This window comes from Thioclava sp. F34-6 (assembly GCF_002213235.1).
GTDB lineage: Bacteria > Pseudomonadota > Alphaproteobacteria > Rhodobacterales > Rhodobacteraceae > Thioclava > Thioclava nitratireducens.
This window is the reverse complement of the sequence record NZ_NBOA01000008.1, coordinates 108,998-131,469: the sequence shown is the minus strand read 5'-3', so window position 1 is coordinate 131,469 and position 22,472 is coordinate 108,998. Positions and strand designations below refer to the sequence as shown.

The window sequence follows — 22,472 nt, the reverse complement described above, 5'->3', positions numbered from 1 at the left end:
TTCCACTCCTCTTCCAGCCAAGGAAGCGTAGCGGAAAACTCCAGCTTCAAACGGTCCAGTTTCCGGGGATCAGATCAGTTGGGTCGGACTCTAATCGATGGTGGAGGAAAAATCCCGTGGCAGGTCAGGTGCGGCACAACGGTGCAGAATTACTGCAATCGCGGTTTGATCTGGCATCGGTCATTCGCTTCGTTTGCTTGGGTGCATAGGCCAAAAGCGTGAAACGTCCGGCTCCAAAAAGGACGCGTGGCTCGTGGCTCCCACATGGCGACTGGCGACCTATCGGAATCGACGCTGCTTTGGCGCTTGAGCCAAGGGCTATGCGGACGGGAAAATTTCCTACGCACCAACGGGAGAAGGTCGAAAAAACTCCTATTGACGATTCTTAGAAATTTTCCGACCGCGCAAACTTATGCGCAAATTGCGCAAACCTTTGGGTGGAATGCAAAGCTTTGCGCAAACCTACAACCCATCAGAAATCGAGGTTCTCCACCGCCAGGGCGTTCTGTTGGATGAACTCGCGGCGGGGTTCCACGACGTCGCCCATCAGCTTCGAGAAGATGTCCTCGGCCTCGGCCACGTCCTCGACTCGCACCTGAAGCAGGGTCCGCGCGGAGGGGTCGAGTGTGGTTTCCCACAGCTGCTCGGGGTTCATTTCGCCCAAACCCTTGTAGCGCTGCAGGCTCAGGCCCTTTTCACCCTCGTTCAAGATCGCGTCGAGCAGTTCGAGCGGGCCGTGGATCAGGATTTCGCGCTCTTTGCGCACCAGCTTCGCCGGGCGGTCGTAGACCTCTTGCAGCTGCTCGGTCTGGCTGCCCAGACGGCGCGCTTCGCCCGAGCGCAGCACGGCACCGTCGAGCGTGCGGACCTCTTCCACGCCGCGCAGAACGCGGGCGAGGCGGATGCCGTGATCCTGCGTCGGACGGCCCTGCCAGCCGCGCTCGTATTCCAGAGCGACGAGGTCGAGGCGCTCGGCCACCGAGTTCGCGACGCCCTGCGCGTCTCCGTCGATCTTGCCCGGCACCATAGCGCCCGCGATCGCGGCCTGTTCGAGGATGTGATGCGGGTAATGGGTCGGGAAGGTTGCGAGGATCCGCTTGATCAGGCGGGCCTCTTCCACGACGCGCTTGAGATCCTGACCGCTGATCTCCTCCCCGGTGTTGAGCCGCAGAATCGCCCCTTCGACGCCCATATCGATCAGGTAATCCTCCAGCGCGGTCTGATCCTTTAGGTAGACCTCGGACTTGCCGCGCGCGACTTTGTAAAGCGGCGGCTGCGCGATGTAGAGGTAACCGTGCTCGATGATCTCGGGCATCTGGCGAAAGAAGAAGGTCAGCAGAAGCGTTCGGATGTGCGCACCATCGACATCCGCATCCGTCATGATGACGATCTTGTGGTAGCGCAGCTTGTCGATGTTGAATTCGTCACGACCGATTCCGGTGCCGAGCGCGGTGATCAGCGTGCCGATCTGATCCGAGCTGAGCATCCGGTCGAAGCGCGCGCGCTCGACGTTGAGAATCTTACCGCGCAGCGGCAGCACCGCCTGGTTCTTGCGCTCGCGGCCCTGCTTGGCTGAACCGCCCGCGGAGTCACCCTCGACGAGGAAGACTTCGGAGAGCGACGGATCCTTCTCCTGACAGTCGGCGAGCTTGCCGGGCAGGGAGGCCACATCCATCACCGTCTTGCGGCGCGTGAGTTCGCGTGCCTTGCGAGCAGCTTCCCGGGCCAACGCAGCCTCGATAATCTTGCCGACGATCTGCTTGGCCTCGTTCGGGTTTTCCTCGAACCATTCGGCGAGCTTCTCGTTCACGAGGTTCTCGACCGCCGGACGGACCTCGGAGGAGACCAGCTTGTCCTTGGTCTGGCTGGAGAATTTAGGATCGGGCACTTTTACCGAGAGCACGCAGGTCAGACCTTCGCGCGCGTCGTCGCCGGTGAAGTCGACCTTCTCGCGCTTGGCGATGCCGCTTTCCTGCGCGTATTTCGTGATCGTGCGGGTCAGCGCCCCGCGCAGGCCCGCCATATGGGTGCCGCCGTCACGCTGCGGAATGTTGTTGGTGAAGGGCAGCACGGTTTCGTGGTAGCTGTCGTTCCACCACATCGCGCATTCGACGCCGATGCCGCGCACCTCGCCGACCATGTAGATCGGGTCCTCCATCACGGCGTTTTTCGATCGATCCAGATATTTCACAAATTCCCGAACGCCGCCTTCATAGTGCAGCTCGGTCTTGAGCGGCTCGGCGGGGCGCTCGTCTTCGATGATGATACGAACGCCGGAGTTCAGGAAGGCCAGTTCGCGCAGACGCTTTTCCAGCGTGGCGAAGACGAACTCACGGTTCGAGAAGGTGCCCTCGGGATCGTCTTCCTTGCTTGACGCGAGGAAGCGCACCTCGGTGCCGCTCTCGTTCGGTGCCTCGCCCACGACATGCACATGCTCTACGCATTCGCCATGCTCGAAGCGCGCCTTGTGGATCTTGCCGTCGCGCCAAACCGTCAGTTCCAGCCAGTCCGACAGCGCGTTCACCACCGAGACGCCAACCCCGTGCAGACCGCCCGACACCTTGTAGGCGTTGCCGTCGTCGTCGGTGTTGTTGAATTTCCCGCCGGCGTGCAGCTGGGTCATGATGACCTCGGCCGCGGAGACGCCTTCTTCGGCGTGAATGTCGACGGGAATCCCGCGCCCATTATCACGCACGGAGACCGAAGAATCCGCGTGAATTTTCACGGCGACGTAGTCGGCGTGACCCGCCAAGGCTTCGTCGATGCCGTTATCGACGACCTCGTAAACCATGTGGTGCAGGCCCGAGCCGTCATCCGTATCGCCGATATACATGCCGGGCCGTTTCCTCACGGCCTCCAAGCCCTTGAGAACCTTGATGGAATCGGCGCCGTATGCGTTCTTCTTCGGGGTGTCGTCGGTCATGCCTGCCCGTCCTTTATCTGTTGCCGGTTTTATATCGGCTGGGCCCGGGAATGTCACGCGTCAGACACAAGATTTAGGGGGTCACGTCACGGCGATAAGAAGGCCGACGAGGATCATCAGCCCACCCGCGATCCGGTTGAGCTTTGCGAGCTTGCCGCGGCTTTGTACAAAGGCGCGGATGCGGCCCACGAAGGCGGCGAGGATAAGGTTGCCGGTCAGCGGTACGATGGCCGAGATCAGACTGACCGTGGCGATGTCGATCCAGGTCATCGTGGCGATCGGAAAGAAGCCCGGCAGGATGCCCATGTAGAACAGGATCGCCTTGGGATTGCCGATGATCACGATGAGCCCGGCGACGAAGCCCGCCCACATGCCCGGGCGCGTCAGGCGGCTGTCGGAGCTGATCTGATGTTCGGCATGGCGGATCAGGAGCGCCCCCATCCCCACGAACATCGCGACCGCCACCCAGCGCAGCGCATCGAGGAACCAGCTGAATTCGCCGACCAGCCACGATACGCCCAAGATTGCGAGTGCGGGCCAGACCATGTCGCCCACCGTCACGCCAAGCGCGAGCGGCCATGCAGAGGCGAACCCGCCGGCCATCGCGCGAGCGAGAAGGGCGAGCCAGACCGGCCCGGGGGTGAGGAAGAGAACCAGAAGCGCGCCGGTGTAGAGCGCGATCTGCGATAAGGTGAGGGTCATGGGAGGGTAAGGCTTCCGTCGTCGGCCAGCGGCCAGAAGGGATTATGGGCAAGTTCCCAGACATGGTGGTCGGGATCGGCGTAATAGCCCGCATAGCCGCCCCAGAAGGTCTCCTCGGGGGCTTTCAATTCGGTTGCGCCTGCCTTGAGGGCGGCAGCGAAAGCGGCATCCACGTCTTCGGGGCTGTCGAAGTTCTGCGCCAGCGTCATCGCGCCTGTGCCCAGCCTTGCGCGGGTAAGGCCCTGATCGGCGGCCAGCGCCGGCAAGGAGAACAGGCTCAGCGCCATCCCGTGCAACTGGTAGAAGGCGACGTCCTCCTGCTCGGCATGGGGCTGCCAGCCGAGCGCTGCGTAGAAGCGCTTCGACTGGTCGAGATCGGCCACGCCCAGCGTGATCAGCGTCACACGTTGCTGCGGATAGCTCACGGCATAGCCTCCCTCACCTCAGAGCCCTGCGGCCCCTCGACCACTTCGAGATATTGTCCCCGGTCCCCGAGCGCGTCGAACAGCTCAGCTCCCGTGCCGGTCATCAACACCTGCGCGCCCATCGCGCAGATTTCGTCATAAAGCGCCGCGCGCCGGCCGGAGTCCAGATGGGCGGCGACCTCGTCGAGCAAAAGCACCACATCCTCGCCCGCAAGCGCCCGCGCATTGGCGAGGATCAGCGAGATCAGCAGCGCCTTCTGCTCCCCGGTAGAGCATTGCGCGGCGGGGGCATCTTTCTCGACATATGTGGCGAGCAGATCGGCCCGGTGCGGCCCCTCCAGCGTCCTGCCCGCTGACATGTCGCGCGGGCGATTGGCGTCGAGGGCTGCGGCCAGATCCCCGGGGCCTTCGTTCTCGAGGACCAGATGCGCTGCTGGAAACGCCGTCGCCGCATCCGCCTGCGCCTGCATGATCCGCGTGAGGGCTTCGGCCCGGTTCGCCCGGATCGCAGCGCCAGCTTCGGCCATCTGCGCCTCCAGCGCGTGATACCAGTTCGGATCGCGGACCATGTCCTTGAGCAAGCGGTTCCGCTCGCGCATCGCCTTTTCATAGGCCAGCGTGACCTCGGCATGGGCGGGGGTGAAGCTCATCACCATCCGGTCGAGAAACCGCCTGCGCCCTTCGGCCCCTTCGATCCAGAGCCGGTCCATCGAGGGCACCAGCCACAGCACCCGCAGAATCTGCGCCAGTGCCACCTGCGGCGCGGCTTTGCCATCGATCTCGACCCGGCGGGACTCGCCGGGCAGGGCGGAGGTCTCGATCTCATGGGTGTCGGTGGCGGCGCGCAGCTTCCAGCCAACGGCTTCGGCGCGGCGCATCAACTCGTCGGCCTGCGCCCGGCGCAGCCCACGCCCGGGTGAGAGCAGCGACACCGCCTCGAGGATATTCGTCTTGCCCGCGCCGTTGGGCCCGTAGATTGCCACGGGCCGCCCGTCGAAAGCGATTTCGGCACGACGATGCGAGCGGAACTGCAATATCTTCAGTTCACGCAGCATCGCGCCTCTTCTTCTCGATGGAAATATCCCCGCCGGAGGCTTCCGTCAGGCCTCACACGCGCATCGGCATGACCACATAGACCGCCGAAGTGTCGCCACCTTCGCGCATCAGGGTCGGATCGCCCGAGGAATTGAACAGGAAGACGGCATTTTCGCGATCGACCTGGCTCGCGATCTCGAGCAGGTATTTCGCGTTGAAACCGATCTCCAGCGGCTCGTCGGCATAGGCCACGACCAGCTCTTCTTCCGCGGCACCGGCATCGGGTGCGTTGACCGAAAGTACCAGCTTGTCGGCTTCCAGAGCCAGTTTCACCGCGCGCGACCGCTCCGACGAGACGGTCGCCACACGGTCCACCGCTTTTGCGAATTCCGATGCGTCGACTTCCAGCTGGCGGGTGTTCCCGGTCGGGATGACGCGGGTGTAATCGGGGAAGGTGCCGTCGATGACCTTCGAGGTCAGCGTGATCACCGGGGTCGCGAAACGGACCTTGGTTTCCGAGACCGAGACCGCGATTTCCTGATCGTCGTCCTCCAGCAGCTTGCGCAGCTCGTTCACCGTTTTGCGGGGCACGATCACGCCGGGCATGCCCGAGGCGCCTTCGGGCAGGCCGGAATCGATACGCGCCAGACGGTGACCGTCGGTGGCGACGCAGCGCAGCACCTGACCGTCTTCGCCGGTCGCGATATGCATGTAGACGCCGTTGAGGTAATAGCGGGTCTCTTCAGTCGAGATCGCGAATTTCGACTTGTCGAACAGGCGCTTGAGCACCCCGGCCTTGGCCGTGAAATTCGCGGTGTATTCCGAAGAAGCCATCACCGGGAAGTCTTCCTTCGGCAGCGTGGCGAGGTTGAAGCTCGACCGACCGGCCTGCACGTTCAGACGCCCGGCGGCCGGGTCGTCCGAGATCGAGACCAGCGCGCCATCGGGCAGCTTGCGCACGATTTCATGCAGCATGACCGCCGAGACCGTCGTGGCCCCGGCCTGTTCGACCTGCGCGGGCGCCTTGTCGACCACCTCGATATCGAGGTCGGTCGCGCGGAACTGGACAGTGTCGCCTTCGGCTTCGATCAGCACGTTAGCAAGGATCGGGATCGTGTTGCGGCGTTCCACAACGGATTGCGCTTGCGAGACGGCCTTGAGCAGCGCGGCGCGTTCGATGCTGAATTTCATGTCGATCCCTCACGACTTTCCGGGGCTGGCAAGGTAGCACCTCGCGCCACCGGCACAACGGTTTTCGCAGACATTCGGTCGCTTTGTCCGGAGCGTCAAGCCCAGCGGGCCAGATCAGCTTTCAAGGAGGCGGCGGAGCAACTCGATATCTTCGGCGAGCTGCGAATCCGTGCCGCGCAGTTCCTCGATCTTGCGGATGCCGTGCATGATCGTGGTGTGATCGCGCCCGCCGAAGCGGCGCCCGATATCGGGAAGCGAGCGGGTGGTCAGCGATTTCGCGAGGAACATCGCCACCTGGCGCGGACGAGCGATGGCACGCAGGCGCTTGGGCCCCACGAGATCGGAGAGACGGACGTTGTAATGCTCCGCCACCTTGCGCTGGATTTCTTCGACGGTGACCTTGCGCTCGGACTGACGCAGCTGGTCCTTGAGGCATTCCTGTGCCAGATCCATCGTGATCTCGCGCCCGATCAGCGAGGCATAGGCGAAGAGGCGGGTCAGCGCGCCTTCGAGGATACGCACGTTCGAGGTGATCCGGTGTGCCACGAATTCCAGAACGCCGGGGGCGATCTGCAGGTCGGGATACTGAACCTTGTAGGCTTCGGTCTTGGTCTGAAGAATACCGAGGCGCAGTTCGTAATCGGTCGGGTGCAGGTCGACGACGAGACCGCAGGACAGGCGCGACTTGATGCGCTCTTCGAGGTCCTTGATCTCGCCCGGGGCACGATCCGCCGAAATGACGATCTGTTTGCCCTGATCCACGAGCGCGTTGAACGTGTGGAAGAACTCTTCCTGCGTGGAATCTTTCCCGGCGATGAACTGCACATCGTCGACCATCAGAACGTCGATCGAGCGGAACATCTCCTTGAAGTCCATGATCTGCTTTTCGCGCAGCGCCTGCACGAAGCGATACATGAACTGCTCGGCCGAAAGATAGAGCACGCGCAGATCCGGACGCTGATGCTGCAGGTCATGCGCGATCGCGTGCATCAGGTGGGTCTTACCAAGCCCGACGCCGCCATAGAGGAACAGCGGGTTGAACGTGACCGGGCCACCTTCGGCAACGCGCTTGGCGGCGGCATGGGCCAGTTCGTTCGGCTTGCCGACGACGAAGCTGTCGAAGGTGAAGCGCGAATCTAGCGGCGCGCCGGGAAGCGGCTCGTCGGGACGCGGGGTCTTGCGGAGCTTGGCGGCTGCCGCGGGAGCCGGGGCGGGGGCCGGAACCGCAGGGCGGGTCGCGCCATTCGCCGCGCCGTTCATCGGACGACGGGCCGGGACCGAGATGTCGACGCGCTCTGCAGAGATGCCCGCCCGACGCAGTTCGCTCAGGATCGGTTCCGCAAAGTTGCGCGAGACCCAGTCGCACATGAATTTCGTCGGTGCTTGGAATGAGGCGATGCCGTCCTCGAGGTCGATCAGCTCGAGCGGAGCGATCCAGGTCGTGTAGTTGTTTTGCCCAACAGCTTTTTGAAGCTCATTGCAGACCTGCCCCCAAGTTTCGTCCGTCATTTTTCCGCCCATCGCCAAACACAAATAAGTTGCGTCTTCGTCCCTTGGGATTGCGGCAAGCCCGGCTGGCAGCTCGGCCTCGATTACAAACAGACACGACCTACCTGCCGGGATTGAAACCCGGTTTCAGGCAGAGTTGCCGAAAGTGAGGAGTTGGACCCCCTCGAGAATCGGAATCGCATTTCGCTGGTCGCCAACAGGCTTTTTCATTTGTCGTGGCAGACTTATTTGCCCCCGACGGCCAGATAAATGCGTCATGTCCCCCAAGGCGACGTGAATCGCAGGTAGAAGCTAGCAAGCTGGCGAGCCAGCAGGCAACCGACCTTTGCGCTTGACGTGAGATTCCCCGAAACGAATCTGAGGGGGCTGCGCAAAACTGCAACAGTTTCGTGTCAAGGCACTGATTGTCCAAGAAAAAACGCGCCCACCAAATAGGCGGACGCGTTTTTTCTCAAGGAATCCAGCGTATTCCGGAGCCGGCTCGACCCCGGGGCGCAGATCAGGCGTTGAGAGCCTTCACGCGCGACGCAAGGCGCGAGACTTTGCGCGATGCGGTGTTCTTGTGCAGAACGCCCTTGGTGACGCCACGAGCCAGCTCGGGCTGGGCAGCGCGCAGAGCGTTGGTTGCCGCTTCGTAGTCGCCCGAAGCGATCGCTTCTTCGACTTTGCGGATGAAGGTACGGATGCGCGAACGACGAGCTTTGTTGACGTCTTGGCGGCGCTCGTTCTGACGGGCGCGTTTCTTGGACTGGGGCGTGTTAGCCATGTGTATCTTCCCACTTTCCGGGTCTGTTCAAATCTTTCAATCGCACGACAGACCCCGGGCTCCAGCGAACCTAGATGATTCTAGCCTAAGCGGGCTCCACGCGCATGTGAGGCGGCCTCATAAGGCAAATTGCGCAAAAGGGAAAGGGAATAATGAAAAGCGGGGCCGAAGCCCCGCCATCTGGTGTCGTGCGAGCGGCCCGAAAGGGCTCACTTGTCGCGGAACTGAGGCTCGCGCTTTTCGAGGAAGGCAGCCATGCCCTCTTTCTGGTCGTCGGTGGCGAAGAGCCCGTGGAACAGACGACGCTCGAACAGGATGCCTTCGTTCATCGTCGTCTCGTAGGAGCGGTTCACCGCTTCTTTCGCGGCGCGAGTCGCAAGCATCGACTTCTCGGCGATCTTCTGCGCCGCAGCCATCGTCTCGGGGATCAGCTTGGCATTCGGGACGACCCGGCTGACAAGTCCCGACCGTTCGGCCTCGCCGGCATCCATGAAGCGGCCCGTGAGGTGCATGTCCATCGCCTTGGACTTGCCCACGAAGCGCGTCAGGCGCTGGGTGCCACCGATCCCGGCGATCACGCCGAGATTGATCTCGGGCTGGCCGAACTTGGCGTTCTCCGCGCAGATGATGAAATCGCACATCATCGCCAATTCGCAACCGCCGCCGAGCGCGTAGCCCGCCACTGCAGCGATGATCGGTTTGCGGATGCGGTTGATGGCATCCGCTTCCTTGCCGAAGAAGTCGCTCGTGAACATGTCCACGAAGCTCTTTTCCGACATTTCCTTGATGTCTGCGCCAGCCGCGAAGGCCTTTTCCGAACCGGTGATGACGATGCAACGCACCTTGTCATTCTCTTCCGCCGATTTCAGTGCCTCGGCCAGTTCCCCCAGCAATTGGGAGTTCAGGGCGTTCAGTGCGTCGGGGCGGTTGAGCCGGATCAGGGCAACGTAATCCTCGATCTCGACGATCAGGGTCTGGTAGGCCATTTCGGTCTTGCCTTTCCTTGTCTCTGAACGGGACTCCTAGCAGAGCGTCAAATCAGATCAAGCGTCTTGTGATGCCGGAGCGCTGCGTCATTTCTGGCAGGCCGGGCAGAAAAAGGTGGATCGTCCGGATTGAACGATGCGCCGGATCGGCGTCCCGCAAGTGCTACAGGGCGCGTCCTCGCGGTCGTAGACATGGAAGCTGTGCTGGAAATATCCCAGTTCCCCATCCGCTTGCCGATGGTCGCGCAGAGACGACCCTCCCGCCGAGATCGCCTCGGTCAGCACCTCGCGGATGATCGGCACCAGCGAGGCGATGCGTGCGTTCGAAATCCGCTTCGCCTGACGGCGCGGGTCGATACCTGCCCGGTGCAGCACCTCGCAGACATAGATGTTGCCCAGACCCGCCACGACATGCTGGTCGAGCAGCGCAGACTTGATCGGGGTCGCGCGGCGTTTGAGCGCCTCGACCAGATAGTCTTCGTGGAAGTCGTTGCCGAAGGGCTCGGGGCCCAGGCCCGCCAAAAGCCAATGCGCCTGCTCGCGCTCGGTCAGCACCAGATCCATCGCCCCGAAGCGACGCGCGTCATTGAAGGTCACACGTCCGCCACCCGCCATGTGCAAAACAACGTGATCGTGTTTCGCAGGCGCGGGATGTTCGAGGTGAAACTCGCCAAGCGCCACGCCCGAGACCAGCATGCGGCCCGACATCCCGAGGTGGATCAGCAGGCTTTCTCCGCTGTCGAGATCCGCGAGGATGTATTTCGACCGTCGCCGCAGACGGTCCACGCGGGCCCCCTGCAACCGCTCGGCCATCCGCTCGGGCAGGGGCCAGCGCAGGTCGGGCCGATTGACTTCGGCACGCTCGATCCGATGGCCTTCCATGGCCGGGACCAACCCGCGACGAACCGTCTCGACCTCGGGCAATTCGGGCATAGTTCCTCCTCATCGCATTGTCTTGGGGCAAAGGGCCCCTATAAGAAGGGGGTGAAATGAGGATCGGCAAGGGCCCATGAGCGCAGAGCAATCAAAGACCACGCATTTCGGTTTTCAGACCGTGGACGAAGATGCCAAGGCAGGCATGGTTCACGGCGTGTTTTCGCGAGTGGCATCGAAATACGACATCATGAACGACCTGATGAGCATGGGCATCCACCGCGTCTGGAAGGACGCGATGATGGATTGGCTCGCGCCGCGACCGGGTCAAAAGTTGCTCGACGTGGCGGGCGGGACCGGTGACGTGTCCTTCCGCTTCCTAAAACGCGCAGGCTCGGGCCATGCCACCGTATGCGACATGACCGAATCGATGCTGATCGAGGGCCGCAAGCGCGCCGAGGCCGAAAGCATGGCCGACAGTCTCGACTGGGTGGTCGGCGACGCGATGGCGCTGCCCTTCGCGGATAATTCCTTCGACGTCTACACGATCTCTTTCGGCATCCGGAACGTGACGCGGATCGCGGATGCGCTCTCGGAGGCCTATCGGGTGCTCAAGCCTGGTGGACGGATCATGGTGTTGGAGTTCAGCCAGATCCCGAATGAACTGATGCAGAAGGCCTATGATCTCTATTCCTTCAACGTGATCCCGAAGATGGGTGAAATCGTCGCGAATGACCGCGACAGCTACCAGTACCTGGTGGAATCGATCCGCAAGTTCCCCTCGCAGGAGACCTTCGCGCAGATGATCCGTGAAGCCGGGTTCGACAATGTCTCCTACCGGAATCTGTCGATGGGAATCGCGGCGCTGCACTCGGGCTGGAAACTTTAACCGATGCGCGGACCCCACAACATCTGGCGCCTGATCCGGACGGGCGCGACCTTCATCCGCACGGGTGCGATGCATCAGGCGCTTGAGGCGATGGATGCGCCGCCGCGGCTGCGCGCCGTGGCCTATGCGATCAGCGCGCCCTTCGCGTGGCTTGGCTACAAGGGCGATCCGGAGCTACCGCCGGTCACGCGCGCGATTACCGCGCTTGGCCCGGCCTATATCAAGTTCGGTCAGGTCCTCTCGACGCGGCCGGACGTAGTCGGCGCCGAATTGGCCGATCAGCTGCGCGTGCTGCAGGACAAGCTGCCGCCCTTCGAGACCTCTATCGCCAAGCGTATGGTCGAAGACGAACTGGGCGCGCCCGCCGATCAGCTGTTCATCGAGTTTTCCGAGCCCGTCGCCGCCGCTTCGATCGCGCAGGTCCATTCCGCGCGCCGTGCCGACACGGGTGAACGGGTCGCGGTGAAGGTATTGCGCCCGGGGATCGAGCGCGCTTTCCGTCGCGATCTCGACGCCTTCCATTTCGCCGCCGCGATGATCGAGCGGATTTCGCCCGCGTCGCGGCGCTTGCGCCCGAGCGAGGTAATCAAACACTTCGAATCCGTGGTTCTGGGCGAGTTGGATCTGCGTCTGGAGGCGGCTTCGGCTTCGCAATTCGGCGCCAATACCGTAGGTGATGCGGGCTTCCTAGTGCCACAGCCGGTCTGGAACCTCTCGGCCAAGCGGGTGATGGTGCTTGACTGGGCGGAAGGTCTGCCGATGGGCGACCCGACGGGTCTGCGCGATGCGGGACATGACGTGGCCGCCATCGGCGAGCGCGTGTTGCAACTGTTCCTTAGCCATGCTCTGCGCGACGGGTTTTTCCATGCCGACATGCATCATGGCAATCTCAAGGTGGCTGGGAACGGGGATATCCTCGCCTATGATTTCGGGATCATGGGGCAGATCGACGAATATACCCGCCGGGTCTATGCCGAGATACTCATGGGCTTCATCCAGCGCGACTACAAGCGTGTGGCCGAGGTGCATTTCGAGGCTGGTTACGTCCCCGCCGATCGCGATGTCGACGAGTTCGCGCTGGCGCTGCGCGCCGTGGGCGAGCCGATCTTCGGGATGGACGCCGCCCATATCTCGATGGCGCGGCTTTTGGCCTATCTCTTCGAGGTGACGGAGCGCTTCGGGATGCAGACCCAGACGCAGTTGATCCTGCTGCAGCGCACGATGGTCGTTGTTGAAGGCGTGGCGCGTTCGCTCCACCCGTCGATCAACATGTGGGAAGTCGCAAAGCCGGTCGTGGAGAAATACATTCGCGAAAGCCTCGGTCCGCGTGCCATCGCGAATGATCTGCGCAAGACGGTGCAGGTTCTGGGTCGCTTCGGGCCGCAACTTCCTGACCTCGTGAAGGCGGCGATCCGCAAGCAGACCGAACCGACACCGCCCCCGGTGACGGTGACCCGCTGGCGCTACGCGGCACTGATCTCAGCTGGGACGGCCCTTCTGCTGCTTGGCGTCGTCCTGGGCGAGCTGCTTTAACCCTCCCGCAGCGCGCTGACCGTATCGGCGGGAACTTTGGCCCCGCCTTCGAGCGTCAACATCGCGCCGTTAGCGCCTGCTTGCACCTCGACCACCCGGCTATAGGCCGCGACCGGATCGGTGCCGATCAGATTGCCCGCCGCGTAGCTTTGCAGCGAGAAGCGGTATTGCCCAGCCCCTAGCGATTGGCCCGCCTCGTTGGTTCCGTCCCACGCATAGCTTTCGAGCGTAGGCGAAATCAGCTTCTTCGCGACCTGTTCCTCGGTCGAATCCGTGATCACCAGAACGGCTGCGTCGGCCCCCGATTGCGCCGCGGGCGCAAGGTCGATCGGCGTCGAGCCGTCGAAGTAACTCGGTGCCTCCGTGCGGGCCTGCATTCCGACCCAGCTCGCCAGTTCGCTCAAACCGCCAAGTCCAATCTGGCCTGACAGAGCGATCAGCAGATCGTTGGTCTTTACCTGTTGCTCGACGCTGGAGAATGTCGCGAGTTGCACCGCGAAATCGGCGCTTTCGATCGGATTGAGCGGATCCTGATTTTTCATCTGGGCGGTGAGCATCGTCAGGAAGGTTTCGAAATCCGAACTGAGCGCCGAGGGGGCTTTTGCATCGCCACTGTTCGCTGCGGCCGTGGCGGCGACGTTGGGGTTCGTCGGGGTTACGGGGGAAGTGGTGGTGGTCATGATGATCTCCTACATGCGCAGGTCGAGCCCGCCTTTGTGTGGGGCTAGGCGGGTGGCGGGGCGCGGATTGGGGTCAATCGGCGTCTCAATGTGGGCGACGCCCGGGCCAGTACCTGACCTGTCGAATATATCGGGCCGCCGCTGGGGGCGCTCCTCGCGCTGGCTGAACTGAAAATCGAGCGTGCCGTAACCCAAGTCGCGTATTTCGCGCGCGAAAGTATCGATATGGCGGCGCATGAGCTCGAGTGTTTCGGCGCGATCGGCCTGTATCGCGACCGTCATGCCATGCTGGCTTGCATGGAGGATCACGCGCACGTGGCCCAATTCTTTCGGCGAAAGCGCAATTTCCACTGGCCGATCGGGCATCCGCTGCAGTGAAATACCAATCTGATGCGCTATTGACTGCGCGATAGAAGCCGGGGCGGGCTGCGGCGCTGAACTTGTCGGCGCCGCCCCGCCTGTCCCCGCAGCCAGTGGTGCGCTGTGCGCGGCTGAGGTTTCGGGCGTCTCAGCCGTACTGAACCGCGCTCTGGGCAACGCGGACCTCTCCGTGTCCCCCTGCGCCGCCCGAAGCGCAGCTGTCCCCAGATAGATAGCCTGAGCATGGCTCATGCGAGCAGTCGGGGCATGGGCCGCAACGTCCATGGGTAGAATATCACGATCCACCCGGACCGAAGGTTCGCGCGCCTCGGCTTTGTCATTCTTGGACGTATCGCTTGGCGTGCTTAAAAGGCGCGCTGTGTTGAACTGTGGTTGTGGCGGCGGCTGCCAGCGGGTAGAGGCCCGCGCAATTTCTGCGTCGACTGGCGGAGCTTTGGCCGCCAAAGCGTAGTGAGGGTCTGATGCTTTCCCGCTCTGCACTACTTTTGCGGACACGGCGACCGTTTCGACCGTTTCCAAGGATGCGCTCCGCCGCACTGTGATCCCCGCAGCTCCCGCGCTTGGAGGCATAGCGTCGGCTGCCTCGGTGCTTGTGGCCGGTTTTGACGTGAAAACCGGCGTCGCGGCTTCGTGGTCACCTCTGTTCGGGTATGCTTGCGCCGGCGCTGCCTCTGGCCCATGGCGGATTACAGCCCGGATCGCTTCCCCGTTCGCTTTCGCTGCGGTGTTACTCCGCCCCTGAAAAAACGGTTCTGCGGATAGAGATGGCGCCTGAGTCCCGGTTTCTGCAGGAGGCGCGTGCGCGGACCGCGCCGTCTCCTCGGTCTCCGCGGGCAAAGTTTCCGGCGAGGCACGGGAACGGAGAGGCTTTGTGCCTCCCGTGTCCCTTTTCCTGTGACGCTTTGATGCAACATGCTCAGCTACTGGCTGCTCATTCTCGGGGGCGGGTGCGAGCGACTCGTTCACGTCGAAGGTTGTTTTCGGGGCATGCTCGGCACTGTGAACGACCACACTATCGGAAGCAGACGCACCGGTTCTTGCCGGCAATGACACCGCAGATGTTTTCCCGGGATTGGCAGTTCTTTGTTCTCGCGCGTCGCTCGGCACCGCGAGTGGCTTTCGGTTCGACAGTGATCGTGGTGCCAGCCCATCCTGTCTGGAGTCGTTTCTTTGGGGCTCGATATGTGGTTGCATCGTGATTCCGCTCGAAACTTGAGCATAAGTCATCACGTTGCCGGAGGTAGTCTCAGCGACTTTTGCTGCGGCTTTTGTCGGGTGCGTTTCGCTGGACTTGTCTGTCTCGGCGCCGTTCTCTCTCCCTCGAGGGCGCGCGACGCCGTCTCTCGCGGCAACGTTCTTCTCCGTGGGCTTCACGATATCGATCCCTTTGACCTGGTTTCGTTCGACCGTGGAAGCAGACTGCAGTTGGCGATGGGATTTCTGCGGTCCAAGCAGCACGATGACCTCAGACAAGTCATTTGAAACCGATGCGCGGAGAACGGCACCCTCTCTCTCCTCATGCGCGGACTGATCGTCCTCTGATCCTGCGCCGCTCTCCTTTGATGCGGCCGCGTCCGTATTACGAGCTTCGTCGGTAGTAGGCGCCGCTGCCTCGGCCACGAGCGCGAAATCCCCATTCGGCGCTTCATCCGCCCCGGTATTTACGGTCGCTGACTTGATTTGGCTGCCCAAGCCTTTCGGCATTTCTGGCATCGGAAAGGGAATCATGGTCCTCACGACCTCTGTCTGTGTCGAACCCACTATCGCGGCAGGAACTTACCGATTCTTTACGCCCGACTGGCAGAGTGCAGAAAATTATCCGCAATTGGAGAGTTCAATGCTTCGCCCGACCATGTCACCAGGGCCGCGTGCCCCGGTCCTTTCGCCGCAAGACGCCAAACTTTTCGCGAGAGCCAAGGCGTTCGAAGCTGGTTTCCTTTCGGAAATGTTGAAAGAGGCCGGACTGCAGGCTGACGACGGCGCTTTCGGCGGCGGCATCGGGGAAGCGCAATTCGCATCTTTCTTAAGAGTCGAACAGTCGAAGGCCATGGTCGACGCAGGGGGGATCGGCCTTGCCAAAGTCATCTTCGAATCGCTCAAGAACGGAGAACAGGATGCCTGAAACGAATGTCGCGGAAGAGCTCATCTCGCTACTGCGCCTCGAACGAGAAGCAATCCGGTCGGCGGAGTTCTCCGACCTCATTGCCTTGAGCGACCGAAAGGAGCGCGCGATGGCCGCGCTGACGAAGCCTGATCGCGGCAGGGTCGAGCAGATTCAGGCGCTTGCTCGCGAGAATCAGGTGCTGCTGGCCTCTGCTCTGGAAGGAGTGCGCGCTGCGCAGGCCCGTCTCAAGGTAATTGTGGCGGCGGCGAAAGGCTTCGATTCCTATGACCGAGAAGGGCGTCCGCAGCCTATTCGCCGCGGTAGTGCGGATTTCGAGCGGCGTGCATAAGCTGTTAATCATGAAAAACATTTCTCAAGATTTTAGGGACAGGATTTAGCAGGTTGTTAGCCTTTGCTCGGCCATTGTGGCGCCGCATCCAAGCGATGGCGCGCTTCAAAGCTCACGAGGCGCATTGGTCAGAAAGCCATGAGCGCCGCGTCGAACACGCGGCTTTGCAACCGAGTGACGCAAAGCGTCGACATTAAAAGGATAAATCATGTCCAGCATTCTGACGAATACCGGCGCCATGATCGCGCTGCAGACTCTGAAAGGGATCAATTCCGGCCTCGCCACCACCCAATCTGAAATCTCGACCGGCAAATCGGTCGGCTCGGCGAAAGACAACGCGGCCGTATGGGCGATTTCGAAGGTCATGGAGTCCGACGTAAAGAGCTTCTCTGGCATTTCGGATAGCCTCGCGCTGGGGGAATCGACTGTCGCGGTGGCCCGTAAGGCCGCCGAAACCGTGACTGACCTGCTGACCGATATGAAAAGCAAGATCGTCGCGGCACAGGAGTCGAATGTCGACCGCGACAAGATTCAGACGGATATCGACGCACTTCAGGAGCAACTGACGTCGGTCGTCGGGGCGGCGCAGTTCAATGGCCTGAACCTGGTCGATGGCTCCTCAGCTGCGACCGTTAAAGTGCTGTCGTCGCTCGACCGCGCCTCGGACGGCACCGTTTCCGCGAGCCATATCGATGTCACCGCCCAAAACCTCTCTGTCGGCAGTTACTCTGCGAAAGCGGCCTTCACCGGTTCGGCCGGGGTGTCTACCGATAAGGATACCGCCGCCACGACTCTCGCCAAGGCTGATACGACGGGAGTCAAAGTCTTTCTCGATGACACGGTTACCTGGGCCGCGGGCGATAGCGTGAAGGTCAGCCTCGGAGATCAAACGGTCAGCTACACGCTCTCCGAAGCGGATGCGGCGCAGACCGGCACTGCACGCACCGACTTGATCGCCGCTGGACTGAAATCGGCGATCGACGCGCTGGGCATCGCCAACCTGCAAGTCGACTTCACCGCCGGTGTGAGCACCACCAGCGACTCGACCCTGACCTTCAAGAATGATGGCGGCGCCGATCTGGCCGGCGATCTGACGATCGTGTCGCAATTCCTCAATGCGGGCTCGGGCGGTCTCGCCGCGGTCGCATCGATCGACGTGACCACTGACGCGGGGGCGACCGCTGCGCTCACCAATATCGAGACGCTGATCCAGACGGCAACCGATGCGGCTTCTTCCTTCGGTTCGGTCGAGGGCCGGATCGGCACGCAAGCCGACTTTATCTCCAGCCTCAGCGACTCGCTCAAGGCCGGTATCGGGTCGATGGTAGACGCGGATATGGAAGAGGCCTCGGCACGGCTTCAGGCTCTGCAAACTCAGCAACAGCTAGGTATCCAGGCGCTCTCGATCGCCAATCAGCAGCCCCAGAACATCCTTTCGCTGTTCCGTTAAAGTTCGGGTAGGGGCGCCTGATCCGGCGCCCCCGCTTCCCTCATGCCCTCCGCACATGATCAGTTTCAGTCACCGGAAGGATTTCCCGTGTACGCGACGACTTTGGCCAAAACGGCCTATTCCAATCCGAGCCAGCCGATGCGCACACCGCGGGGTCTCGAATTCGAGCTATTTGCCCGCATCACGCGTCGCCTTAAACAGGTGTCATCGCAGGACGTGCCCTTTGCCGCGCTGGCAGAAGCGATCTTCGAAAACCGCCGCCTCTGGACCGCGCTCGCGGCGGATGTGGCGGATCCCGAGAATGGCTTGCCGCAGGACCTCCGCGCGCGCATTTTCTTTCTAAACGAGTTCACGCAGGCGCATAGCCGCCTCGTCCTTTCGGAAAAGCGTTCGGTCGATGTTTTGATCGACGTGAACACCGCAATCATGCGCGGCTTGCGGCAAGAAGGGATCAAACAATGAGCGGCCTCGTGCTTAAACTCGCCCCAAAGGAGAGAGTGCTGATTAATGGCGCGGTTATCGAAAACGGAGATCGCCGATCGCGGCTCGCGATCATGACGCCGAACGCAAATATCCTGCGGTTGCGCGACGCGATCCATCCGGAAGAGGTGAACACGCCTGTCCGGCGCGTGTGCTATATCGCGCAGCTCGTGCTGTCGGGGGACACCGACCCCGAAGAGGCAAGGATGCAGTTGCTTCGGGGGATCGAACAACTCAGCCAAGTTCTCAAGGATCACGATAGCCGGGCGCAGCTGAATGCGGCCACGCTCGCCGTGATCGAGAACCAGCATTACCAAGCGCTGAAGGCGCTACGGACGCTTCTCCCACGGGAGGAACGTCTCCTCGCCGCGGGCGCGTCATGACTTATCAACCCGTTATTCCCTTTTCCGGGTTCGCGGGGTGGCGGTTTCTCTCGCGCACGATGGAAACGCAGAAGGCGGCTTTCGCGGCGTCGTCGGAAAACCAGCGTCTTGATCGCTATTTCCGTGAGACGATCGGAAGCATCGATACGGCACAGGAACTGGTCGATGACCGGCGCCTTTTGAGCGTGGCGCTGGGCGCGTTCGGTCTCGATGCGGATATCGAAAACAAGTACTTCATCCGCAAAGTACTCGAAGAGGGGTCTTTGGATCGCACGGCGCTTGCCAATAAGCTGTCGGATAAAAGCTATCTCGCACTGACCAAGGCATTCGGTTTTGGAGATTTCGCTATTCCGCGCACCAAGCTCTCGACATTCGCGGATGAGATCCTGAACCAATTCGAGAGCCGGGAATTCGAAGTCGCGGTCGGCGGGGTCGACAACGACATGCGCATGGCGATGTCCCTTCAGCGTGATCTGCCCGCACTCGCGGCAAGGGACCTGTCCGAGCGTGCGAAATGGTACACGATTATCGGATCGCCCGCTTTGAGCCGGGTCTTCCAGACCGCGCTCAACCTGCCGCCGAGTGTCGGCGCTTTGGATGTCGAGCAGCAGCGCGACATCTACATGTCCAAGGCGCAACGCGTCTACGGCACCTCCGATCCGGCTGAACTCGCCGCGCCGGAGAAGCTGGCTGCCCTGACGCGGGACTATCTACTGCGCGCGCAGCTTTCGAACATGGCCAGCGTCTCTCCGCAGAATGTCGCGCTCAGCCTGTTGCGGAACACAGGGACGCAGGGCCTGTCCCTTCGACTCTAGGCTTTAGGGGAACTGCGCTGCACGGCGCAGCTCGCCCGTTTTTAGGCCGCGCCAATTGGTGATTGGCCCGGTCAATCTGCGATGCACCACGGGCGCGTTGGCATCGAGCGCACCAAGGCGGATCAGCAGCGCGATTATCGCCGCTTCCGAGGCCCGGGTTGCGCCATCAGTGATTTTCAGGGCGACGCCGCGCTTCTGATCCGGAAGCATGGCGACGTAGACGCCTTCCGCACCGGTTTTGACGGCGACACGCCCGTTCGCCTCGCGCATGATTTCGGTGCAGGCGCGCCCTTCGCCCGCGACCATTTCAGGATACTCCATCATCGCGTCGACCAGTCGGGCGGCAGCGCGCGCCCGCAGATCGCCGTCCGGTTTCGCCGACGCGAAGAATTGCATCGCTCGCGCGAGGCCAGCGAGGCTCGTCGCGAAATTCGGGGCCGAGCATCCGTCGATCCCATAGCGCGGAGAGCTCTCTTCGGTCACCTCTTCAAAGGCGGATTTCACGGCGCGCTGCACCGGGTGATCGATATCGATATAGTCCGGCCCGCCGCCCAGATGCCGGTTCAGCGTCAGGAAGCCGGCATGTTTGCCCGAGCAATTGTTGTGTGCTTGGCAAGGCGCGTCGTCCGCGCAGATCAGATGTTTCTTCTCGGCCTTGTCGCGCGGCAGATGGGCCCCGCAGCGCAGATCATCGTCCTTCATCCCGAGCGTCGCGAGCCAGTCTTCGACTGCGGCGCGGTGCATGCGAGCGCCGGAATGGCTCGCGCAGGACAGGGCCAACTGGGAAGTGGTCAGGCCAGCCGCCTCCGCCGCCCCGCTTTCCAGCAGCGGCAAAGCCTGAATCATCTTCACGGACGATCTCGGAAAAATTACTGTTTCGGGATCGCCCCAAGCCGCTTCGATGCCCTCGGGGCCGAAGATCACTGCATGGCCATGATGGACGGATTCACACATCCCTCCGCGCCATAGCTCAATCATTGCCTCGGGTGCTGTCATCGCCTGCCTCCTATGCGCGAAATCTCGCCGTCGCGGGGTTTTCCCCCTAGGCTTTTTAGGGTTAAATGAGTGTTATCGAGAGGAAAACGCATCCGCCACCGAAAACAGGGTGACCAGCCCGGGCGATGCAGAGGCAACGTGACAGCTGGAGGCTGTAAGCATGATGATGAAGGGTCTGCGGATCGCGGCGGTCGCCGCGCTCATGATCGGGGCGGGGCACGGCGCAATTGCGCAGGAAAGCACCAACCGCGTCGCTGCGAATACCGATTGGAGCGTCTTCGTCGATAACGATCCGAAAGAATGTTGGGGCGTGTCGAAGCCGAAGAAAACGGTCAACACCAAGGCTGGGAAGGTCGTACAGGTGAACCGCGGGGATATCCTGCTCTTCGTGACCTATCGTCCGGGTAAGGCGCCCGAGATTTCCTTCATGGGCGGCTATCCTTTCGCGGATGGCTCGACCGTCGATCTGGAAGTCGGGGGGCAGAAATACACCCTCTTCACCGACGGTGGCGGCGCTTGGGCCGGATCGCCGGAAGAGGACGCGAAGATCATCGCCGCCCTAAAGGCTGGCGCAGACGTGAAACTGACCGGTCGTTCGAGCCGTGGCACCCAGACCGAGGACACGTTCTCGCTGATGGGCTTCACCGCCGCGACCGACGAAGCCGAGCAGCGCTGCAAGTAAGCGACCCTCGCGCCTGACATTCGAGCCCCGGCCGCGCGCCGGGGTTTTCGCGTTCGAGCCAAAAGCGCGACGCCCCCTGTTAATGCAGGGGCGAATCCACTATATGAGGCGCCTCATTTCAAGGAAACATGCGATGACCCAGTCTCAGGCTCCGATCACGCAAGACGTGCACACGATCCCGCGCAAGCTGCCCGAAGGCGGCAAGGTGAATCTCATCGGCCTCACCCGTGACCAGCTGCGCGCGGCGCTGATCGAGGCGGGCACGCCCGAGAAGCAGGCGAAGATGCGCGTCGGCCAGATCTGGCAGTGGCTCTATTACTGGGGTGTGCGCGATTTCGCGGCGATGACCAACCTCGCCAAGGATTACCGGGCGATGCTGGCCGAGACGTTCGAGATTACCCTGCCCGAGATCGTCTCGAAGCAGGTCTCCGAGGACGGCACGCGGAAATACCTTCTGAAGATCGCGGGCGGCCACGAAGTCGAGGCGGTCTACATCCCGGAGGAAAGCCGCGGCACGCTGTGCATCTCGAGCCAGGTGGGCTGCACGCTGACCTGTTCGTTCTGCCACACCGGCACGCAGAAACTCGTGCGCAACCTGACGCCCGGCGAGATCGTCGGCCAGGTCATGCTCGCACGCGACGATCTGGGCGAATGGCCCGAGAAGAACAGCCCGAAGAACGAGACCCGTTTGGTGTCGAACGTCGTTCTGATGGGCATGGGCGAGCCGCTTTACAACTTCGAGAATGTCCGCGACGCGATGAAGGTCGTGATGGATGGCGAGGGGCTGAGCCTCAGCCGCCGCCGGATCACGCTCTCGACTTCGGGCGTGGTGCCGGAGATCGCGAAGACCGCCGAGGAGATCGGCTGTCTGTTGGCGGTGTCCTTCCACGCCACGACCGACGAAGTGCGCGACAAGCTGGTGCCGATCAACAAGCGCTGGAATATCGAGACGCTGCTGAACGCGCTGCGGGAATATCCGCGCCTGTCGAACTCCGAGCGGATCACGTTCGAATACGTGATGCTCAAGGGGGTGAACGATAGCGACGAGGACGCGCGGCGCCTGGTGAAGCTGATCCGCGGCATCCCCGCGAAGATCAACCTGATCCCGTTCAACGAATGGCCGGGCGCGCCCTACGAGCGCAGCGACTGGGAGCGGATCGAGAGCTTCGCCGACATCATCTACAAGGCGGGCTATGCCTCGCCGATCCGTACGCCGCGCGGCGAGGACATCATGGCCGCCTGCGGTCAGCTGAAATCGGCGACCGAGCGGGCGCGCAAGTCGCGGGCGCAAATTCAGGCGGAGGCGGGTCTTTAAGGAAC

Annotated in this window: 22 protein-coding genes; 10 read left to right on the top strand and 12 right to left on the bottom strand. The window is 62.1% G+C overall.

Features of this window, described 5'->3' with window-relative positions; genetic code table 11:
* Positions 1-472: 472 nt before the first annotated feature.
* The 9 genes from gyrB to mutM all read right to left on the bottom strand — a co-directional run bounded on the left by gyrB (position 473) and on the right by mutM (position 10,470).
* Positions 473-2,923 carry a DNA topoisomerase (ATP-hydrolyzing) subunit B gene (gyrB, locus tag B6V72_RS17195; RefSeq protein ID WP_075776770.1) on the bottom strand — a complete coding sequence of 817 codons (2,451 nt, stop codon included), beginning with the start codon at positions 2,921-2,923 and terminating at the stop codon, positions 473-475.
* 81 nt (positions 2,924-3,004) lie between these two features.
* Positions 3,005-3,625: a LysE family translocator gene (locus B6V72_RS17190; RefSeq protein ID WP_075776771.1), complete on the bottom strand. Its 621-nt coding sequence runs from the start codon at positions 3,623-3,625 to the stop codon at positions 3,005-3,007.
* Positions 3,622-4,050: a VOC family protein gene (locus tag B6V72_RS17185; protein ID WP_088736118.1), complete on the bottom strand. Its 429-nt coding sequence runs from the start codon at positions 4,048-4,050 to the stop codon at positions 3,622-3,624. The genes B6V72_RS17190 and B6V72_RS17185 overlap by 4 nt, the downstream gene beginning before the upstream one ends.
* Positions 4,047-5,105, bottom strand: coding sequence for a DNA replication/repair protein RecF (gene recF / locus B6V72_RS17180; protein ID WP_088720557.1), 1,059 nt, complete (start codon positions 5,103-5,105; stop codon positions 4,047-4,049). Before recF ends, B6V72_RS17185 begins: the two co-directional genes overlap by 4 nt.
* A gap of 52 nt (positions 5,106-5,157) precedes the next feature.
* A complete protein-coding gene (dnaN, locus tag B6V72_RS17175) occupies positions 5,158-6,276 on the bottom strand; it encodes a DNA polymerase III subunit beta (RefSeq protein WP_078521612.1) in 1,119 nt (372 codons plus the stop codon).
* Positions 6,277-6,390: 114 nt separating this feature from the next.
* Complete coding sequence (gene dnaA / locus B6V72_RS17170; protein WP_088736122.1) at positions 6,391-7,785, bottom strand: chromosomal replication initiator protein DnaA; 1,395 nt, start codon at positions 7,783-7,785, stop codon at positions 6,391-6,393.
* A gap of 499 nt (positions 7,786-8,284) precedes the next feature.
* Positions 8,285-8,551: a 30S ribosomal protein S20 gene (gene rpsT, locus B6V72_RS17165; RefSeq protein ID WP_075776775.1), complete on the bottom strand. Its 267-nt coding sequence runs from the start codon at positions 8,549-8,551 to the stop codon at positions 8,285-8,287.
* Positions 8,552-8,760: 209 nt separating this feature from the next.
* Positions 8,761-9,537 carry an enoyl-CoA hydratase gene (locus B6V72_RS17160; RefSeq protein WP_075776776.1) on the bottom strand — a complete coding sequence of 259 codons (777 nt, stop codon included), beginning with the start codon at positions 9,535-9,537 and terminating at the stop codon, positions 8,761-8,763.
* Positions 9,538-9,624: 87 nt separating this feature from the next.
* Positions 9,625-10,470 (bottom strand): bifunctional DNA-formamidopyrimidine glycosylase/DNA-(apurinic or apyrimidinic site) lyase, encoded by an 846-nt coding sequence (gene mutM, locus B6V72_RS17155; RefSeq protein ID WP_075776777.1) that lies wholly within the window; start codon positions 10,468-10,470, stop codon positions 9,625-9,627.
* 76 nt (positions 10,471-10,546) lie between these two features.
* Here mutM and ubiE point away from each other — a divergent pair, with 76 nt between their 5' ends.
* Together ubiE and ubiB are read left to right on the top strand one after the other, a co-directional pair.
* Positions 10,547-11,299, top strand: coding sequence for a bifunctional demethylmenaquinone methyltransferase/2-methoxy-6-polyprenyl-1,4-benzoquinol methylase UbiE (gene ubiE, locus B6V72_RS17150; RefSeq protein WP_075776778.1), 753 nt, complete (start codon positions 10,547-10,549; stop codon positions 11,297-11,299).
* Positions 11,300-11,302: 3 nt separating this feature from the next.
* On the top strand, positions 11,303-12,832 hold the full coding sequence (gene ubiB / locus B6V72_RS17145; protein WP_088723400.1) for a 2-polyprenylphenol 6-hydroxylase: 1,530 nt from the start codon (positions 11,303-11,305) through the stop codon (positions 12,830-12,832).
* Here the strand turns inward: ubiB and B6V72_RS17140 are convergent.
* Both B6V72_RS17140 and B6V72_RS19230 read right to left on the bottom strand, forming a co-directional pair.
* The gene (locus B6V72_RS17140) at positions 12,829-13,512 is read right to left on the bottom strand and encodes a flagellar hook capping FlgD N-terminal domain-containing protein (RefSeq protein WP_088736117.1); all 684 of its coding nucleotides are present in this window, start codon (positions 13,510-13,512) and stop codon (positions 12,829-12,831) included. The genes ubiB and B6V72_RS17140 overlap by 4 nt on opposite strands.
* Positions 13,513-13,521: 9 nt before the next feature.
* Positions 13,522-14,412 carry a flagellar hook-length control protein FliK gene (locus B6V72_RS19230; RefSeq protein ID WP_168173071.1) on the bottom strand — a complete coding sequence of 297 codons (891 nt, stop codon included), beginning with the start codon at positions 14,410-14,412 and terminating at the stop codon, positions 13,522-13,524.
* Between the two features lie 1,207 nt (positions 14,413-15,619).
* Between B6V72_RS19230 and B6V72_RS17130 the strand changes: the two genes are divergently transcribed.
* The 6 genes from B6V72_RS17130 to B6V72_RS17105 all read left to right on the top strand — a co-directional run bounded on the left by B6V72_RS17130 (position 15,620) and on the right by B6V72_RS17105 (position 19,474).
* On the top strand, positions 15,620-16,015 hold the full coding sequence (locus tag B6V72_RS17130) for a rod-binding protein (RefSeq protein WP_240497752.1): 396 nt from the start codon (positions 15,620-15,622) through the stop codon (positions 16,013-16,015).
* Positions 16,008-16,346: a flagellar export chaperone FlgN gene (locus B6V72_RS17125; protein WP_088736114.1), complete on the top strand. Its 339-nt coding sequence runs from the start codon at positions 16,008-16,010 to the stop codon at positions 16,344-16,346. The genes B6V72_RS17130 and B6V72_RS17125 overlap by 8 nt, the downstream gene beginning before the upstream one ends.
* Positions 16,347-16,554: 208 nt before the next feature.
* Complete coding sequence (locus B6V72_RS17120; RefSeq protein WP_075776784.1) at positions 16,555-17,796, top strand: flagellin; 1,242 nt, start codon at positions 16,555-16,557, stop codon at positions 17,794-17,796.
* Positions 17,797-17,883: 87 nt separating this feature from the next.
* Positions 17,884-18,258 (top strand): flagellar biosynthesis regulator FlaF, encoded by a 375-nt coding sequence (flaF, locus tag B6V72_RS17115; protein WP_077701342.1) that lies wholly within the window; start codon positions 17,884-17,886, stop codon positions 18,256-18,258.
* Complete coding sequence (gene flbT / locus B6V72_RS17110) at positions 18,255-18,659, top strand: flagellar biosynthesis repressor FlbT (protein WP_075776786.1); 405 nt, start codon at positions 18,255-18,257, stop codon at positions 18,657-18,659. Before flaF ends, flbT begins: the two co-directional genes overlap by 4 nt.
* A complete protein-coding gene (locus tag B6V72_RS17105) occupies positions 18,656-19,474 on the top strand; it encodes a DUF1217 domain-containing protein (RefSeq protein ID WP_088736113.1) in 819 nt (272 codons plus the stop codon). The genes flbT and B6V72_RS17105 overlap by 4 nt, the downstream gene beginning before the upstream one ends.
* A 3-nt stretch (positions 19,475-19,477) precedes the next feature.
* On the opposite strand, the gene B6V72_RS17100 is transcribed toward B6V72_RS17105, so the two are convergent.
* A complete protein-coding gene (locus tag B6V72_RS17100; protein ID WP_088720549.1) occupies positions 19,478-20,470 on the bottom strand; it encodes an asparaginase in 993 nt (330 codons plus the stop codon).
* Positions 20,471-20,636: 166 nt separating this feature from the next.
* On the opposite strand from B6V72_RS17100, the gene B6V72_RS17095 reads away from it, so the two are divergent.
* Positions 20,637-21,152 carry an invasion associated locus B family protein gene (locus tag B6V72_RS17095; RefSeq protein WP_075776885.1) on the top strand — a complete coding sequence of 172 codons (516 nt, stop codon included), beginning with the start codon at positions 20,637-20,639 and terminating at the stop codon, positions 21,150-21,152.
* 133 nt (positions 21,153-21,285) lie between these two features.
* The gene (gene rlmN / locus B6V72_RS17090) at positions 21,286-22,467 is read left to right on the top strand and encodes a 23S rRNA (adenine(2503)-C(2))-methyltransferase RlmN (protein ID WP_088723408.1); all 1,182 of its coding nucleotides are present in this window, start codon (positions 21,286-21,288) and stop codon (positions 22,465-22,467) included.
* Positions 22,468-22,472 lie beyond the last annotated feature (5 nt).